At 31.7% G+C, this 17,099-nt stretch carries 17 protein-coding genes; 11 read left to right on the plus strand and 6 right to left on the minus strand.

Translation table 11 applies throughout. The features are described from left to right. Positions 1-44 precede the first annotated feature (44 nt). The 5 genes from SM9_RS10075 (at position 45) to cofG (ending at position 4,600) form a co-directional block, all read left to right on the plus strand. On the plus strand, positions 45-1,208 hold the full coding sequence (locus SM9_RS10075; protein WP_058740014.1) for a tRNA (guanine(10)-N(2))-dimethyltransferase: 1,164 nt from the start codon (positions 45-47) through the stop codon (positions 1,206-1,208). 194 nt (positions 1,209-1,402) lie between these two features. Next, positions 1,403-1,879 carry an Lrp/AsnC family transcriptional regulator gene (locus SM9_RS10080; protein ID WP_058740015.1) on the plus strand — a complete coding sequence of 159 codons (477 nt, stop codon included), beginning with the start codon at positions 1,403-1,405 and terminating at the stop codon, positions 1,877-1,879. 228 nt (positions 1,880-2,107) lie between these two features. Further along, the gene (gene mptA / locus SM9_RS10085) at positions 2,108-3,046 is read left to right on the plus strand and encodes a GTP cyclohydrolase MptA (protein WP_058740354.1); all 939 of its coding nucleotides are present in this window, start codon (positions 2,108-2,110) and stop codon (positions 3,044-3,046) included. Positions 3,047-3,058: 12 nt separating this feature from the next. Further along, positions 3,059-3,499: a DUF2120 family protein gene (locus SM9_RS10090; protein ID WP_058740016.1), complete on the plus strand. Its 441-nt coding sequence runs from the start codon at positions 3,059-3,061 to the stop codon at positions 3,497-3,499. Positions 3,500-3,502: 3 nt separating this feature from the next. After that, positions 3,503-4,600: a 7,8-didemethyl-8-hydroxy-5-deazariboflavin synthase subunit CofG gene (gene cofG / locus SM9_RS10095; RefSeq protein WP_058740017.1), complete on the plus strand. Its 1,098-nt coding sequence runs from the start codon at positions 3,503-3,505 to the stop codon at positions 4,598-4,600. Here cofG and SM9_RS10100 read toward each other — a convergent pair. Continuing rightward, the gene (locus tag SM9_RS10100) at positions 4,578-5,300 is read right to left on the minus strand and encodes a class I SAM-dependent methyltransferase (protein ID WP_058740018.1); all 723 of its coding nucleotides are present in this window, start codon (positions 5,298-5,300) and stop codon (positions 4,578-4,580) included. The two genes, cofG and SM9_RS10100, sit on opposite strands and share 23 nt — an antisense overlap. Positions 5,301-5,555: 255 nt before the next feature. Between SM9_RS10100 and psmB the strand changes: the two genes are divergently transcribed. The 5 genes from psmB (at position 5,556) to SM9_RS10125 (ending at position 10,723) form a co-directional block, all read left to right on the plus strand. Next, positions 5,556-6,170 (plus strand): archaeal proteasome endopeptidase complex subunit beta, encoded by a 615-nt coding sequence (gene psmB / locus SM9_RS10105; RefSeq protein WP_058740019.1) that lies wholly within the window; start codon positions 5,556-5,558, stop codon positions 6,168-6,170. 134 nt (positions 6,171-6,304) lie between these two features. Further along, positions 6,305-8,218 carry a beta-CASP ribonuclease aCPSF1 gene (locus SM9_RS10110; protein ID WP_058740020.1) on the plus strand — a complete coding sequence of 638 codons (1,914 nt, stop codon included), beginning with the start codon at positions 6,305-6,307 and terminating at the stop codon, positions 8,216-8,218. Between the two features lie 78 nt (positions 8,219-8,296). After that, the gene (gene purM, locus SM9_RS10115) at positions 8,297-9,316 is read left to right on the plus strand and encodes a phosphoribosylformylglycinamidine cyclo-ligase (RefSeq protein ID WP_058740021.1); all 1,020 of its coding nucleotides are present in this window, start codon (positions 8,297-8,299) and stop codon (positions 9,314-9,316) included. A 10-nt stretch (positions 9,317-9,326) separates the two neighbouring features. Then, positions 9,327-10,358, plus strand: coding sequence for an L-sulfolactate dehydrogenase (gene comC, locus SM9_RS10120; protein WP_058740022.1), 1,032 nt, complete (start codon positions 9,327-9,329; stop codon positions 10,356-10,358). Between the two features lie 89 nt (positions 10,359-10,447). Next, complete coding sequence (locus SM9_RS10125; protein ID WP_232299126.1) at positions 10,448-10,723, plus strand: hypothetical protein; 276 nt, start codon at positions 10,448-10,450, stop codon at positions 10,721-10,723. 21 nt (positions 10,724-10,744) lie between these two features. Here the strand turns inward: SM9_RS10125 and SM9_RS10130 are convergent, their stop codons facing one another. The 5 genes from SM9_RS10130 to SM9_RS10150 form a co-directional block, all read right to left on the minus strand. Further along, complete coding sequence (locus tag SM9_RS10130) at positions 10,745-12,529, minus strand: DNA-directed DNA polymerase (RefSeq protein WP_058740024.1); 1,785 nt, start codon at positions 12,527-12,529, stop codon at positions 10,745-10,747. Continuing rightward, positions 12,529-13,542 carry an AI-2E family transporter gene (locus SM9_RS10135; RefSeq protein WP_058740025.1) on the minus strand — a complete coding sequence of 338 codons (1,014 nt, stop codon included), beginning with the start codon at positions 13,540-13,542 and terminating at the stop codon, positions 12,529-12,531. The genes SM9_RS10130 and SM9_RS10135 overlap by 1 nt, the downstream gene beginning before the upstream one ends. Positions 13,543-13,552: 10 nt before the next feature. Continuing rightward, positions 13,553-14,338: a dihydroorotate dehydrogenase electron transfer subunit gene (locus tag SM9_RS10140; RefSeq protein ID WP_058740026.1), complete on the minus strand. Its 786-nt coding sequence runs from the start codon at positions 14,336-14,338 to the stop codon at positions 13,553-13,555. A 1-nt stretch (position 14,339) separates the two neighbouring features. Continuing rightward, positions 14,340-15,251, minus strand: a complete 912-nt coding sequence (locus tag SM9_RS10145) for a dihydroorotate dehydrogenase (RefSeq protein WP_058740027.1) — start codon at positions 15,249-15,251, stop codon at positions 14,340-14,342. A 97-nt stretch (positions 15,252-15,348) separates the two neighbouring features. Then, positions 15,349-15,882: a hypothetical protein gene (locus tag SM9_RS10150; RefSeq protein WP_058740028.1), complete on the minus strand. Its 534-nt coding sequence runs from the start codon at positions 15,880-15,882 to the stop codon at positions 15,349-15,351. 80 nt (positions 15,883-15,962) lie between these two features. Between SM9_RS10150 and SM9_RS10155 the strand changes: the two genes are divergently transcribed. Further along, positions 15,963-17,096, plus strand: coding sequence for an NOP5/NOP56 family protein (locus SM9_RS10155; protein WP_058740029.1), 1,134 nt, complete (start codon positions 15,963-15,965; stop codon positions 17,094-17,096). Positions 17,097-17,099 lie beyond the last annotated feature (3 nt).

Below are 17,099 nucleotides of genomic sequence, written 5' to 3' on the forward strand. Positions count from 1 at the left end.
AATAATATTTAAAATATTAGTAATTAAGATTTAAAGTGATTAACTTGGACGATTATAAACTTAAAACAATAGAAGAAGGATTGACAAAAATTGAATTTCCTGAATATGAAAAAGTTTCATCAGACGCACCAGTTTTTTATAATCCACATATGGAGTTGAATAGAGACATATCTATTTTAGCACTCCAAACATTCCAAAAAGAACAGAACAGAGAAATAGATATCTGTGATTTATTCGGCGGAAGCGGAATACGTGGTGTTCGTTATAAAAATGAAATTGATGGTGTTGGACATGTATCAATAAACGACATAAGCGAACTTGCTAATGAATTTGAACAGCACAATGTTAATTTGAATAATCTTGAAGATATTTCAATACACAATCACGATGCAAGCATGTTTTTAAGGCAAAATCGTGGTAAATTTGATGTGATTGATATAGATCCATTTGGAACCCCATCACCATTTTTAGATTCAGCGGGCTATTGTGCTAGAAGAGAATCATTACTATGTGTGACTGCTACAGATACATCCGCATTATGCGGAACATATAAAGAACCATGCATTCGCAAATATAATTCCAAGCCATATAAAAGTGAATATTGTCATGAAACAGGGATTAGGATCCTTGCAGGTTTTTGTGCATTGACATTATCAAAATATGCAAAATGCATTGAAGTCTTATTGTCACACAGTACTGAACATTATATGAGATTATATCTGAAAGTTAAAAAAGGTTCAAAAAGAAGTGATGAATCATTGAAAAATATTGGATACATCAGCCATTGTAAGGAATGTTTATACAGAGAATGTAATAAAGGATTAGCCACATCAATTCCAGACACTTGTCCGGAATGCGGTGAAAAACTAATTCAGGCAGGACCATTATGGCTTGGCGAAATTCAAAATAAAGACTTCATATCAAAAATGATAAAAGAATCTGAAAATAAAAAATTAAATAGTCAAAATCAATTATTAAAATTATTAAATGCATGTTTGATAGAATCTGAATCTCCTGCAACTTTTTATGATGTTCACAGCATTTGCAGATCTTTAAAAATAAGTGCACCAAAATTAGATTTGATTTTTGATGAAATAAGAAACAATGGGTTTGAATGTGAAAAAACACATTTTAGCCCAATAGGAATTAAAACAAATGCTCCAATAAATAAAATAAAAAATATTTTAAAAAAATTAGAAAGTGAATAAACAATCATTAAAATAATTAAACATAAATAAAAAATAATAAGAAAAAAGAAAAAATAGAATTATAAAATATTAACATAAAAAAATTTAAATAAAAAATAAAACAGTATATAAAAAAATACATAATATTTAAATAATGCATAATATAAAATGATAATATATAATTATATTTTTAATTGTATAAGGAGGAGAAAATTATGGTTAAGGAAAAAGATAACATAGTAAAGCTAGATGATACTGATATTAAAATATTAAAAATCATCAACAAAGATGTTAGAACATCTTACAGGCAAATATCCAGAGATTTAGATGTATCTGTTGGTACTATCCACAACCGTATTGACAAAATGGTTAAAACTGGAGTAATTAAAAAATTCTCACCAGTAATCGATCATGAAAAATTAGGATTTGTATTGACAACCATTATTGGAGTAAGAGTTAAAGGAGGAAAACTCAAAAATTGGGAAGAGAAAACATTCTTCAATAAAAATGTTGTGGGAATCTATGATGTTACTGGAGAATATGATGCTTTTCTGATTGCTAAATTTAGAAATACAAATGAATTAAACTCATTTATTAAAGAATTACTTAAAGATCCAATTATAGAAAGAACATACACCCAAACCGTTCTTGATGTAATCAAAGAGGACATGGGTTCATCAAACATATTATAATACAGTAGATTTTCTACTGTACTATTCTATTTATTACCCGCACCATTAACAAAATTATATTTTTTTTAAGAAATTTTGAACATCACAATTAACTGTCTAATCAAATATTTAAAAAAACTAAATTTTTGTCTAAAAAAATAACTATTTTTTAGTTAAAATAATACTATCAAGTTTAAATATATTGAAAACAATATAGTTATTATCAAATATTAATTAGAGGTTATGAAATTGGCAATTTGTTTACCAGATACGCAAGATGATGCCCCAAATATTCCTATAAAACTAACTAGAGTAGGAGTAACCGGCGTTAAAAAACTCTTGCAACTTGAAAGACCAAATAAAAGGCCTATAATTCTATTACCAACATTTGATGCATTCGTTGATTTACCAAATAATCAAAAAGGAGTGCATATGTCAAGAAATCCTGAAGCTATCAGTGAAGTCTTAGACGGCATATCCAAAGATAAAGGTGTTGGTGTAGAATCATTATGTGCTCGTATAGTTGAAAAAATGATGGACAAACACGAATATGCAAGACGTGTTGAAATTTCCATGACTACTGACTACATGTTCATGCGTGAGTCTCCTGTAACAAAACATGAAACTCAGGAAATGGCAAATCTTAAAGCAAAAGCTGTTGGGTTAAGAGATGAAAAAGGAAACGTGGAAATCAGAAAAAGCATAGGTGCAGAGTTAATAGGAATGACAGTTTGTCCATGTGCTCAAGAGTCTGTTAGAGAATCCGATAAGAATAAATTATTAGAATTTTTAGATGAGGAAACTACACAAAAAGTGCTTGATACAGTAACTTTTGCATCCCACAACCAAAGGGGAATTGGAACTTTATTAATTGAAGTGCCTGAAGGATGGGAAGTAAAAGGAGAAGACATCATAGAAATCATCGAAAAATCAATGTCCTCACCTGTATGCGAACTTCTTAAAAGACCTGATGAAAATGCAACTGTTATGAATGCACATAGAAAACCTGTTTTTGTTGAAGATTGTGTTAGAAACATGATGGAAATGATTGCAGAGAAATACTCTGATTTGCCTGACGACACATTAATTACTTCACGTCAAGAAAACCAAGAAAGTATTCACAGACATAATGCATTTGCAGAAAAAGTAACTACAATGGGCGAATTGAAAAAAGAATTGAACATGTAAGGTCTTGGTGCGATGCAAAAGAAATATGAAATAGCAGGAAGTGTGATGGGTTTTTTTGACTCATTTAAAGGATCTGCTCCAGCAATAGATAATGATAAAATATTAATTGTTAGAAGCAGATCAAGAAAAATCTTACCAATCAATGAGCTCGAAGATAAAATTTCAGAGATTGGAAAAGAAATTGGGGGTGTTGAAGTTCCTGCAACATCCGACAAAATAGAACAAATCTTAAAATCAGGCGACAAACATATAAAAGAAAGTGAAGTGGCTACTGGAGATATTGATTTTAGAGGTTTTACAAGAGTAAAAAAAGAATTGGAATCAATGGGATTAGTAGTTGCTTATAAAGTTTATGAACTTCCTAGTTTTGATGTTATTATCGCAATTTGGGAAGATAAAAATGAACTTCCGCCATTATATGTTGAAGTAACTGTTTCTGAAAAAGAAGAGTGAAAAATGATTAATTATTCAAAAAAAGATATTCTTTCTGTATTGAATGCAAAAGGTTCAGACATTATAAAATTTATGGCTGAAGCAAAACAATATCGAAAGAATAATCTTATTACTTATTCTAAAAATATTTTTATTCCACTGACTGAAATATGTAGAAACGATTGTGGATATTGCAATTTTAAAAAAAATCCTGATGACCCGGAAGCCATCATTCTAAAAACAAAAGATGAAGTTCTCAATGATTTAAAAATAGCTGAAAAGTATGGGTGTAAGGAAGCATTATTTACATTCGGTGAAGATGCTGATGAAAATGAAGCTGTTTTAAAAAGATTGAATGAATTTGGCTATGACAATATAGTTGACTATACTTATGATATCTGCAAAATGACTTTAGATGAAACAAATTTGCTTCCACATTCAAACGGAGGAAACTTTTCTTATGATGCATTGAAAAAACTTAAGGAAGTTAATGCATCAATGGGGCTAATGCTTGAAAATTCATCAAAACGATTAATGCAACTGCCTGCCCATAAAAAAAGTCCTGGTAAAAATCCGGAACTCCGATTAGATACAATTAGCAATGCAGGAAAATTAAAAATCCCATATACTACTGGAATATTGATTGGTATTGGTGAGACTAAAGAAGAAATTGTTGAATCATTATTTAAAATCAGAGAAATCTTTGATAAATACGGACATATTCAGGAAATAATTATCCAAAATTTCACATCAACTCCAAATATTGAAATGTGCGATTGGCCAGAACCAAGCCTATTGGACATGATTCGTACAGTAACTGCTGCAACATTATTATTTTCAGATACTGATGTTAGCATTCAAGTCCCGCCAAACTTAAATTATGATACTGCACAAATCTTTTTATTATGTGGTGCTGATGACTGGGGCGGAGTATCACCGGTAAGTCAGGATTATGTAAATCCAACTTCCCCATGGCCAACATTAGATGTTTTAACTGAATTAACAGAAGATGCTGGTTTTAATTTAGTGGAAAGATTATGTATTTATGAGAAATATATAAATGATGAATGGTTAAATGATACTCTTTTAGAAAAATCAACTAATCTATTAAAGCATCAATAACTACATGCTCCACACCAGGAGCATATTTCTTAATTTTATTTATTTTTAAAAGTTCAACATCCCTATCGCCGGCTGCCTGCTTTATGCGTGAAATTGGTCTTGTTTCCAATAGCTTTTCAGGAACTGTTTCATGATAATGGATAATTCCTCCCTTATTCAAACTGTTTACAGCGACTTTAAGATAATGATGTGTAGTTTTAACATACCCCATCAAAATACGATCAGCATTATATTTCGGAGTTTCAACCAAACAGTCACCTAATACAGGAGTAATATTATCACATTTATTTAATTTGACATTTTCGCACAAATAATAATAAGAATTAGGATTTATTTCAATAGAAATTACTTTTCGGGCATTTGAATGAACACCGATAGGTATGGAAAAATATCCAATTCCAGCAAACATGTCCAGAACAGTTTCATTATCCCGAACTAATTTAGCAATTCTTAAGCGTTCATTGACATTACCCTTAGACCACATCACTTTTGATAAATCCAATTTAAACAGGCATTTATTTTCCTTGTTAATTGTTTCAGTTTCGCTGCCGAACAAAATTTTATAAACAGGTTCTCTTTTTGTGCCTTGAATATGGTCAATTTTCATGATTGTTTTAACATTATGTTTTTCAGCCAATTCTTCAAGATTGTCTGAATCATCATTTAAAATTAATATATCTCCTATTTTTTTATATTTCATTGAAAATCCCTAAATTATCAATAAACAAAAGCATTATTATTTTTAGATATGAAACTATTTAAAAATATTTATGAAAAATTATAATTTAATTACAAACATTAAGAAAACTTTATATACTTAGAATGGCTAATAATTAATTGTTAGTTTAAACTGACATATTGATTCTGATTTTAAATAAAATTAAATAATATTTTATTGACGATAACCTAAAAGTAGTTGAAATTATATTTTAAATACTTATAGAGGTGTTTTTAAATGGATGACAAAATTTTAGAAGGTACAACAACCGTAGGTATAACCTGTAAAGATGGTGTTGTATTTGCAAGCGAAAGAAGAGCTAGTATGGGTAACTTAGTAGCTCATAAAGTCGCAGAAAAAATATTTAAAATTGATGATCACATCGTAACAACCATAGCTGGTTCTGTTGGAGATGCACAAAGTCTAATGAAAATAATTGAAGCGGAAGTTTCACTTTATCAAATGAGAAACGACGATGCAATTAGCGTTAAAGCTGCAGCATCCTTGACTGCTAACATATTACGTTCCGGACCAATGTATGTTCAAACATTACTCGGTGGTATGGATGGAGATAAACCTTCACTTTACTCACTCGACCCAGCTGGTGGTATGATTGAAGATACTTACATATCAACCGGATCTGGTTCTATTGTAGCATACGGTGTTTTAGAAGACAGATTCCGCGATGATCTTACAACTGATGAAGGAATTGAAATAGCCATAAGAGCTATAAGAGCCGCTGCTGAACGTGACACATTCTCAGGTAATGGATATTTGGTCGCTAAAGTAGATAAAGACGGCTTTGAAATGTTAGATAATGAAAAAATTAATGAGATTCTTGAAAAAATATAAGCGATAACTAATTTTTCATAAACTAACTATTTTTTATATAAATCAGTGTACATAGTTTGTGAAGTTTGACTAATTATAGCTAAAAGCTTTTCACAGACTATTTTATTACACTAAACTTTTTTTGAAGGGATTATATGACTTCAGACATTTTAGATGAAATTAAAAAAGAAATTTTGGCTAAATTACCTAAAGATACACAGGTTACAAAAGTTGAATTTGAAGGACCTGAAGTGGTAGTTTATACAAAAAATCCACAAGTTATTACTGAAAACGGTGATCTAGTACGTTCACTTGCTAAAGAACTCAGAAAGAGAATTATTATTAGATCTGACAAAAGTGCTTTACTTGGCCCTGAAGAAACTATTAACAAAATACACGAAATTGTTCCCGAAGGTGCTGAAATTACAGACATCTACTTTGACACTGTAACTGGTGAAGTTGTAATTACTGCTAAAAAACCAGGACTTGTTATTGGTAAATATGGGGCTACTTCAAGAAATATTGTTAAAAATACTGGTTGGGCACCTAAAATTTTAAGAACTCCACCAATTAGTTCAGATGTTATTGGAAAAATAAGAACTACATTGAAAAACAGCAGTAAAGACAGAAAAAAATTATTACAAAGACTTGGACGTCAAATTCACCAGGGAAGCAAATATCCTAATGATTGGGCTAGAGTAACTTCTATGGGAGGATTTAAAGAAGTAGGACGTTCATCTATGCTTTTACAAACACCAAATAGTCGTGTATTATTAGATTGTGGTGTTAATGTGGCTGCACCAGATAATAAAACCGCATTTCCATATTTGAATGCACCAGAATTTTCAATAGAAGAATTGGATGCAGTCATTATTTCTCACGCTCACTTGGACCATTGTGGATTTGTACCATACCTTTATCACTACGGATATGAAGGACCGGTATATTGTACAACCCCAACAAGAGATTTGACTACATTACTGCAATTAGACCACATTGATATTGCTCAAAGAGAAGGAAATCCCTTACCTTTCAATGTAAAGCACATTCACAAAGCAATTAAAAATACCATTACACTTGATTATGGAGAAGTTACTGATATCTCCCCAGATATTAGATTAACATTACACAATGCAGGACACATTTTAGGTTCAGCAATTTCCCATATGCACATTGGTGACGGTGCACATAACCTTGTCTATACAGGGGACTTTAAATATGAACCATCAAGATTACTTGAACCTGCAACAATCAGATTCCCAAGAGCAGAAACTGTAATTATGGAAAGTACCTATGGTGGTAGGGAAGATGTTCAACCATCAAGAAACTCTGCAGAAAAAGAAATGATGAAAACCATCTATAAAACTTTAAAACGTGGAGGAAAAGTATTGGTACCGGTATTTGCAGTGGGAAGAGCACAAGAGCTAATGGTAGTTCTTGAAGAATACATGAGACATGGAATGATAGATGAAGTTCCTATTTACATTGACGGTATGATTTGGGAAGCTACTGCAATCCACACAGCCAGACCAGAATACTTGAGTAAAGATTTAAGAGACCAAATTTTCCACATGGGAAGAAATCCGTTTGTCTCAGATATGTTTAAAAAAGTACAAAACTACAATCAAAGAAAGGATATTGTTGAGAGTCCTCAACCAGCAATCATTTTATCAACTTCAGGTATGTTGACTGGAGGTAATTCAGTTGAATACTTCAAATGGTTATGTGAAGATGAAAGAAACACATTAATCTTTGTGGGATACCAATCCGAAGGATCTTTAGGTAGAAGAATCCAAAAAGGAAGAAAAGACGTACCTCTTGAAGATGATGATGGAAGAACTAAAGAATTCCATGTTAATATGGAAACCAAAACCATACATGGATTCAGTGGTCACTCTAACAGAAGACAATTAATGGAATATGTCAAAAGACTTAATCCAAGACCTGAAAAAGTCATTACTTGTCACGGAGACCCTAAAAAAGCTGTTGACTTAGCTTCATCAATCCATAGAAGTTATAAAATTGAAACAAGGACTCCAATTAATTTAGACTGTGTTAGAATTCATTAATAAAAATTATATACTAATTAATACAAATATTTAAATAATATAAATTAATTTTTTATAAAAAAATGCAATGGTGAATATATGGTTACTTATTCAGAATCTGGTGTTGATATTGATTTAGAGGCAAAAACTGTTTCACAAATAGCAGAAAAACTCCAATCAACATTAGAATGTAGAGATATAATTACTGATAGCGGCCATTATGCTGCTTTAGTTAAATTAGGTAATAAAGGTATTGCAATGAGTACCGACGGTGTTGGAAGTAAAATTTTAATAGCTGAAATGTTAAACAAATACGATACTGTGGGAATTGACTGTATTGCAATGGTTGTAAACGATATTTTATGTGTTGGTGCTGAACCAATAGCTTTAGTAGATTACCTTGCTGTTGAAAAACCTGATCCTCAAAGAGCAGCTGAAATCGCAGAAGGTCTTGTTAAAGGAGCTAATGAATCAAATATAGCAATTATTGGTGGAGAAACCGCTTCACTTCCAGGAATTATTAAAGATTTTGATTTGGCTGGAACTGGTATAGGATTTGTTGATATAGATAAAATCATAAGCGGTGCAGATATCGAACCGGGAAATGTTTTAATCGGTATTAACAGTAATGGTCTTCACTCAAATGGATACAGTTTAGCTAGAAAAGCAATTTTTGAAGATGCAGGATTGACTATTGATGATAAAATGCCTAATGGTGAAACTACTATCGGCGAAGAATTAATTAGGCCAACTGAACTATATGTTAAACCTATTGTAGCATTATTCGAAAAAGAATATAATATTAATGGATTAGCTCACATTACTGGTGGTGGATTCACAAACCTCAGACGTTTGAAAAAGGGAGTAGGTTATGAAATTACTGACTTACCTGAAACACCAGAAATATTCAAATTAATTTATGAACAGAATGTTGACATTAAAGAAATGTATAAAGTATTCAATATGGGAATAGGTTTTGTCGTTATCGCTGAAGAAGACGAAGCTGAAAAAATAATGGATACCTTAAAAGAATACTGCCAATGCCAAATTATTGGTAAGGTAACTGATGATGAAAAAATTGTTGTAAAAGCTTTCGAAGGCTCAACAATTGAGTATTAGGAGGGTAAATATGAAGATAATGAAGGATAACGAAATTGCTCTTGTAAAAGAAATATTGAAAAAATTAGGAGCAAGTGAAGAAGATTGCGAGTTAGTAGCAGAAGCTACAATCGATGCGGATTTAAAAGGATTTACATCCCACGGACTTGGAAGATTCCCACAATATTTGATTAGTATTGAAGCAGGAACCATCAACTTAGAAGACAATATTACTATTGAAAAAGAAACTCCTGCTATTGCATTAATCAATGGTAACAGTGGATTTGGACAAGCAGTATCCTATAAAGCAATGCAAATTGCTATTAAAAAAGCAAAAGAAGTAGGTATTGGTTGTGTTGGAGTTCACAATACAAATCACTTTGGAGTAACTGGATTTTACTCTGATTTAGCATTAAGAGAAAATGTTATTGGAATGGTTATTGCAAATACTGATCCGGCTATTGCACCATTAGGTGGAAAAGAAGCACTAATTGGTACAAATCCTATAGCAATCGGTATTCCTTCAGAAACATATATTACTGTAGATATGGCTACATCAGTTACTGCACGTGGAAAAATTATTGAATCAAGAAGAAAAGGATTAGATTTACCTGAAGGTTGGGCTTTAGATAAAGATGGAAATCCAACAACTGATCCTGAAGCTGCACTTGATGGAGGGTCAATTTTACCATTTGGTGGATTTAAAGGATATGCTCTTGCATTGATGGTTGAAATATTAACAGGACCATTAGTACAGGCAGGTTATGGTACAGGCGTTACAGGTACTGCTTCACCAACAAAAGATTGTACCAAAGGAGATTTATACATAGCAATAGATCCATCAAAATTTGGGGACTTCGGTGATTTTGTAGCAAATACTGAAGACTTTGTATCTCAAGTAAGAGCAACCGGTGAAACTGTTGCAATTCCAGGAGATTTAGAAGTAAAAAGAATTGCTGAAGCTGAAGAAAATGGAATTGAAATTGATGCTAAATTATACGAACAACTAAAAGGAATCTGTGATGATTTAGATATTGATATAGATTCTTATCTTGAAGATTAACTAAAATGTTTGAATATAGAGTAAAAGGAAGAAATCTGGCGAAAATAGTTTCCTATGGATATTTAATCATAGGGGCTCTGTTAATAATAGTGACTTTTGCACTTAACAATAATGAAGGAGCTCTTGCGTTAGCCCAAAGAGGAACTAGCATAATAGTGTTAATATTTGGGGACGTAATGTACTTTATTTTTGCCGGAACCATATATTTCCTATCAACCAAATATGAAAATGATAAAATGCTTTGGAAAATTTATATTGCCATTGCAATATTAAACTTCATCATTATCGGATTTAGTCCAATAATTTTAGCATTTTCAATATTGCTTGTCGTTGCAGGCAATGACATAAGAAAAGAATTGCAATAATTCTTTTTTACTTTTTTATAATTATTTTTTCACATATTTCGCATAAAAACCATCAGTATCAGCATAAATAGCTTTAAATCCATATTTTTCAGATTCTTTCATTGCATACTTAATATACTGTCTTCCCCAAGAAGTAATGGCTTTTGCACATTCAAATGAATACCACCTGAAACGCGGAAATCCATAAATACCATACATTGTATTTGCAAGTCTTTTAATAGCTTGTTGCTGTACATCCAATGCCTTTTTCTCAGTTGGATCATCACATGCCTTCATTTCTCGCTTTATCCTAAAGCGTTCCTGCAGTATCTTATCTATAACTGATGGAATAAAACCCTGTGGTGTTTTCATGAATTTCAAATCATGTTCTGGAGATACATTATATTCCCCAGAATCCTCAACATCATCTTCAACCAAAACATCCGGAGAAATGTTTTTAGAAATGATTATGCTTGGATACAGGCTCCTGAAATCAAATTGCACCAAGTTTTCATGCAACCCCTTGTCAGGTTCAAGAACAAAACCTCCTTCGTTATCTTCAGCATTTGCACGGTCGGTGAAATTTGAACCCTGCTTATTCGGCACAACCTCCTCATCAAAATATGCCTGTTTTACTAAAAACCATTCTGCTTGCTGGCCGGTTGCCATACGACTTACATCAAATAAAGGCTGGCCAATAATACGAGTCAATTCTAAGTTAAGAGGTAAAGTCTGCTCTGCAATTTTTAAAGTTGATACGACATCATCCAGAGAATAATCAAATAGATTATCCAATTCTTCACCACCATTATCCCAGAATTCCCATATCCTTTCTCCGGGAACATCAATTTTTTCTTCACCGAATAGTTCATAGTAGACTCTTTCCAAGGTATATCTCTCCAGAGTCATGTATCTCCTCATTACCAAGTATAAATCTACATGAATTAAACCTTTCATTGATGCTGCATTTGTAAATCCTCTTTTAATAAATCGTATATCAGAGCCATCCATTCCCAAATCCAAATCTACATCATTTATTTTTGCTCTGTCAATTAAATAGGGAAAATCAAAGTTATCTGAGTTATATCCGACAATAATATCCACATTGTTTTCTTTTATGATATCTGCAAATGTTTGTATCATTTCTTTTTCTGATGATACCTGACATACAAAATCATCCCTTTCAGGAGAGTTTTTCTTTGTTGAAATTACCTGGTTTATCCCAAAGTTACTTGCAACACCAATCATGATTATTTCATCTTCCTGAGAATCAGGCATTCCATGAGGATTTCTAACCTCCAAGTCAAAGCTAAGAATTCTAAAATCATTAAAATTTTCATCAACTCTTTGCAATGCTTTATCCAATTTTATTATTTCAACATCATGTTTTTCACTGTCAAGAGCAGAAAATGAATCTAACTTTTCACCGGACGCCTTTACTTTAGTCATAGGTATGACATCACGATCCATCAGATATCTCCTGTAAAATGGAATATCAAATTCCCTGATTTGCACTACACTATCCAAATCCCTTATTTCATCTCTGTGTTTGGATAGCTCCTGAGGATGAGTAAATGTTACCTTAATGAATGTTTTTTCTATTTGGAAATCTTTTTTATTTAATTTTTCTATCTTGACATTATCCAATAATTCATCCAAATCATCAATGCACTCATCAGGGTCATTACTATATACATACAAATAAGGTACAAATGAGTCATCTATTAAAATGACATTTTTATCACCATCTTTTGAAAATAAACGAATTACAGGCTTATCTTCATATGATATATAGTCAATATCTAAAATAACTACTTCCCTTTCCATTATTTAGACTCCTTCAATTCCTTTCTAAAACTATCCAAAACTGTAAATGTAATACCAAGTATTAGCGGCCCCACTATGAAACCCACTATCCCATAAACCAAAGGTCCGGATAAAAATCCTACCAGAAGAATCAACGGATGTATATCTGCATGATGTGAGGAAATCGCAGGTCTTATGTACATGTCCACCCAACTTAAGAAAAATCCAAACAGCAAAACAACAACTACTCTTGGATAATTGCCGTTCATAGCATCTATAATAGCTAAAGCCCAATAGATTGGCCATGGCCCAAATATAGGAATTAATTGTAAAATTCCCGTTATTACACCTAAAAATATCCCATAAGGATAACCCAATAGAGAATAACCTATGGCAGCAAAAATTCCAATAATTACTGATGTTAAAAAGTGACCATAAAAAATACTTTTTAGGACATTTTCTACAGATTTAACAGTTCTTTCGAAAAAATCAATTTGCTCATCAGGAACAAAAGACTTAATGAAATTAAAACATTTATCACCATCTTGAACAAAATAATAAACTGAACATATCAATATAAATAAATCTAGAGTAATGTTTGCAAAAGACCCTAATTTAGAAACCAGATAATTAAGCACATATTTTGCACCATCACCAATAGCCGGAACAATATTGTTTCCATCAAAAAATGGATTTTGTGGAATATACATTGATATCTGAGATATTGCATAGTTTATATCCAGATTTGGATTTGACATGAAAAAATCATTCAACATGCCAGATATCGCAAATGCAATATATGCCACAAGCAAAATCAATGGTACTAAAACTAAAAACATTGAAATAAATATGGAAATAGATTTGACTTTTAATTTAGATTGAATTTTTAAGGCTAATGGCCTTATACCATAAGCCAAAATCGCACCAAGAATAATCATGTTTAAAACTGGAAATATAAATATCAATGAAACTGCCAGCAAAAACAATACCAACATTATTGGAGGAGTAATATATTCTTTTAAATCTTTTTCCATAGTATCACAATTAATATTTTACACCTGATGCATCTCTTCTGTATTTTCCAAATTCGTCAATTAATTTTATTTGTTCACTGTCAAAAACAGGCCCTTCAACACATATTCTCCAACCAGTATTATCTACACAGCACTGACCACATACTCCAAGCGCACATTTCATATACCTTTCAAGAGAATAATCGGCAGGTATGTTTGCTTCTTCAAGGATATTGTATATTCCTATCATCATTATCTCAGGCCCGCAAACAAATGCATAATCATAGGATGTATCTTCAAGCAAACTTAATAGGCAGTTTGAGGCATAACCTTCAAAACCATATGACCCGTCATCAGTACATGGATGCAAGTTAACATCAAGACTTTCATAAGTATCCAAGAACAATAATTCATCTTTGGTTGTTGCGGCAAGCAAAACATCCACATCATTATCTTTAATTAATTCATAAGTTAAAGCAGTTACCGGAGCCATACCGACCCCACCACCAATGACTAATAATTTTTTATCTTTAAAGTCTGTTTTAAATCCATTACCATAACTGCCCCTAACTCCAATCATATCGCCAACTTCAAGCTCATGTAGTTTGGATGTAAACTCTCCAATATTTTTAACAGTAATTGAAAGTTCATTATCTCCAATATTGGATATGGACATTGGTTTTTCATCACTAACATTCCAAACCATTAAAAATTCGCCAGGATTCGCTTTAATGTCCGTGTCGAATTTGAAAGTTTTAATAGTTGGAGTTTCATCTATGATTTCCTTAATCTTTACCGCCTGTGGTGCTCTAATCATTTCAGTCACCTCCATGAGCAATACCAACCATTTCATCAATGGATGAATAACCTTTATCCTTCATGAATACTTCCAAGTCCGCATTGATTTTTGAGAAAACTTCAACGCCTTCATCCATTATAGCAGTACCAATTTGAACTGCCCTTGCGCCAGCAAAAATAAATTCAACAACATCCTCAAAATTATAAACTCCACCGACACCAATTATAGGCACGTCAACTGCCTCATAAACTGAATAAACATTACTTATTGCAATCGGCTTAATTGCTTTTCCGCTCATTCCACCAAATTTATTAAATAAAACCGGCCTTGCAAGATCTATGTTAATTTTCATTCCAGGACCTAAAGTATTGATTAAACTCAATGCATCAGCACCAGCATCTTCACAGGTCTTTGCAATTTCTGTAATATCAGTGACATTAGGAGTTAATTTAGCAATAATAGGAACTTCACTAGCATCCTTTGAAGCAGCCACAATTGTATGACTTAAATTACAATCTTGACCAATAGAAGCACCATAACCTTCCATAGCATGAGGACAAGAAATATTTAACTCAATCATATCAACCAAAGGATTGATCTGTTCTACTAAACTGCTGAATTCATCTGGAGTAGCACCATAAATGGATGCAATAACAACATTATCTTTCCTATTAATTTCTTTTAATTCTTCTTTAAAATTATCGACACCTGGATTTGATAAACCGATTGCATTAATGATACCACCATCAACACCAACTGTCGTAGGGTTTTTATACCCCGGATGTGGTTTTAAAGAGAATGATTTACTAACAACACCTGCAGCACCGGATTCCAAAATCCAATTCATGGAAGAAGCCGTACTTCCCATGATACCTGCAGCCAACATTAAAGGATTTCTAAAACGAATTCCACAAACATCAGTTTCTAACATGATTTTCCACCAAAATTTTTATTATAATTAAATCTTTATAAAACAAGTAATTTAAAATTAGTGGAAAAGAAAATATTAAAAAAAATATATGGGAAAATTACTTGTCATATTTTTCAAGCAATTGACGATAATTATCATTTTGGCGTTTTAAAGTGATTATTGTTGTTTTGTTAGATTTCATCATTTCATCTTTTTCTTTTAACAACAAATTAATGTTTTCATCTTGTTTTTCAATAATTTTGTCTTTTTGAGCAAGCAATCCTTCATAAGTTTTAGAAATTTTTCTAAGCTGGATTTCCAGGTTTTCAGTATTTTCCTTTACCTGTGTTTTATAATCATCAATTAATGACCTTAGATATTTTACCTGATCCTGCTTATCATCAATGATATCTTCTTTTTCTTTAATTTTTTTATCCAAATCATCAAGCTCTTTTATCTTAGCTTTTTCATTGTTGATTTCATTATCCAATTTATATTCAAGATTTTCCTTTTGATACTTCAGCTTAGTGGAATATAATTTCAATTTGTTAATTTCCTCTTTTTTGCTTTCAAGTTCCATGGTAAGCTCATCTATTTCTGCATCTTTTAATTCAATTGTTTCCTTTAAATCTCTAAAACTTTGTTTTGACATCAATAGAAATATTAAACTTTAAATAATTTAAAACTTTTCAAAGCCAATCTTTATTAGAAATAAAAAAATAACATAAAAACATGGAATGTTATGTAACTTACAGCATTAAAGGATTTTATGCATTTAATGAAAATAATGAATTGATTGGTGAAAAATTATTCAAAGAGGAAGAAATTCTTCAAAAGCTTATTGAAATTGACAATAAAGAAATTCCAACAGAAGAAAGTGAATTGATTAAAGAATTGTCCTCAAATTATGATACAATAATTATTGAATCAAATAAACGATCATCAGATTATTCCAATAGCAAGGTAAAAGTTAAAAATCCTAATCAGGGTGGAGATTATTTAAGAAGCGAATATAATTTGGATATTGATAATGACATCTATCAAAAATTAGCAATTTACAGAATGAAAAAAGCCCAGGCAGGAGAAGATAAACATTTAATTCAGGCAATCAATTCCATTGATGAAATTGATGAATCCATTTCTAAATTAATAGAAAGAATTCGTGAATGGTATGCACTATACTTCCCAGAGATGGATTTAATAAAAAATAATGAGACTTATATTAAATTAATTTATGAAAATAAAACAAAAGAAGAAATCATTAACGCTAAAAGTGATGCATTTCCTAGTGATATGCTAGATATTGAAGATGACATTAACCCCGAAGATTTGAACATAATGAATAACTATGCCAAATCAATTTATGAACTTCAACAAACAAGGAAAAATATTATAAATTATATCGATTCAAAAATGGATTCAATTGCACCAAATTTAAAGTTGCTTGTTGGTTCATCACTTGGAGCTAAATTGATATCCCATGCAGGAGGACTTAAAAGACTGGCTACCTATCCATCAAGTACTGTCCAAATCATGGGTGCTGAAAAAGCATTGTTTAGACATTTAAAAAGTGGAGATCGTCCCCCAAAATATGGTTTAATCTATCAACACCCACAGGTTCGGGGTGCAAAATGGTGGAATCGTGGAAAAATAGCCAGACTACTTGCAGGAAGGATATCACTTGCCGTTAGAAAAGATGTTTTTACACATGATTTTAATCCAGAAATATTTAATGAATTTAGTGATAGAGTTGAAGAAATAGAAAAAAATAATCCATTTCCAACTAAAACTACTAAAAAAAGAAAAGAAGAGAAACGAAAACCGAAAAATAAACGCAAAAAAGGTAAAAAAAGAAGGAGGCATTAGAAA

Source organism: Methanobrevibacter millerae, assembly GCF_001477655.1.
Lineage (GTDB): Archaea > Methanobacteriota > Methanobacteria > Methanobacteriales > Methanobacteriaceae > Methanocatella > Methanocatella millerae_A.

Bases quoted from the DNA above. Each gene is read 5' to 3' on its own strand.
- SM9_RS10150 (WP_058740028.1), bottom strand. From the start codon at position 15,882: ATGTCAAAACAAAGTTTTAGAGATTTAAAGGAAACAATTGAATTAAAA.
- SM9_RS10140 (WP_058740026.1), bottom strand. From the start codon at position 14,338: ATGATTAGAGCACCACAGGCGGTAAAGATTAAGGAAATCATAGATGAA.
- SM9_RS10135 (WP_058740025.1), bottom strand. From the start codon at position 13,542: ATGGAAAAAGATTTAAAAGAATATATTACTCCTCCAATAATGTTGGTA.
- SM9_RS10130 (WP_058740024.1), bottom strand. From the start codon at position 12,529: ATGGAAAGGGAAGTAGTTATTTTAGATATTGACTATATATCATATGAA.
- SM9_RS10080 (WP_058740015.1), top strand. From the start codon at position 1,403: ATGGTTAAGGAAAAAGATAACATAGTAAAGCTAGATGATACTGATATT.
- SM9_RS10110 (WP_058740020.1), top strand. From the start codon at position 6,305: ATGACTTCAGACATTTTAGATGAAATTAAAAAAGAAATTTTGGCTAAA.
- SM9_RS10155 (WP_058740029.1), top strand. From the start codon at position 15,963: ATGGAATGTTATGTAACTTACAGCATTAAAGGATTTTATGCATTTAAT.
- cofG (WP_058740017.1), top strand. From the start codon at position 3,503: ATGATTAATTATTCAAAAAAAGATATTCTTTCTGTATTGAATGCAAAA.
- purM (WP_058740021.1), top strand. From the start codon at position 8,297: ATGGTTACTTATTCAGAATCTGGTGTTGATATTGATTTAGAGGCAAAA.
- SM9_RS10100 (WP_058740018.1), bottom strand. From the start codon at position 5,300: ATGAAATATAAAAAAATAGGAGATATATTAATTTTAAATGATGATTCA.
- SM9_RS10090 (WP_058740016.1), top strand. From the start codon at position 3,059: ATGCAAAAGAAATATGAAATAGCAGGAAGTGTGATGGGTTTTTTTGAC.
- SM9_RS10145 (WP_058740027.1), bottom strand. From the start codon at position 15,251: ATGTTAGAAACTGATGTTTGTGGAATTCGTTTTAGAAATCCTTTAATG.
- comC (WP_058740022.1), top strand. From the start codon at position 9,327: ATGAAGATAATGAAGGATAACGAAATTGCTCTTGTAAAAGAAATATTG.
- psmB (WP_058740019.1), top strand. From the start codon at position 5,556: ATGGATGACAAAATTTTAGAAGGTACAACAACCGTAGGTATAACCTGT.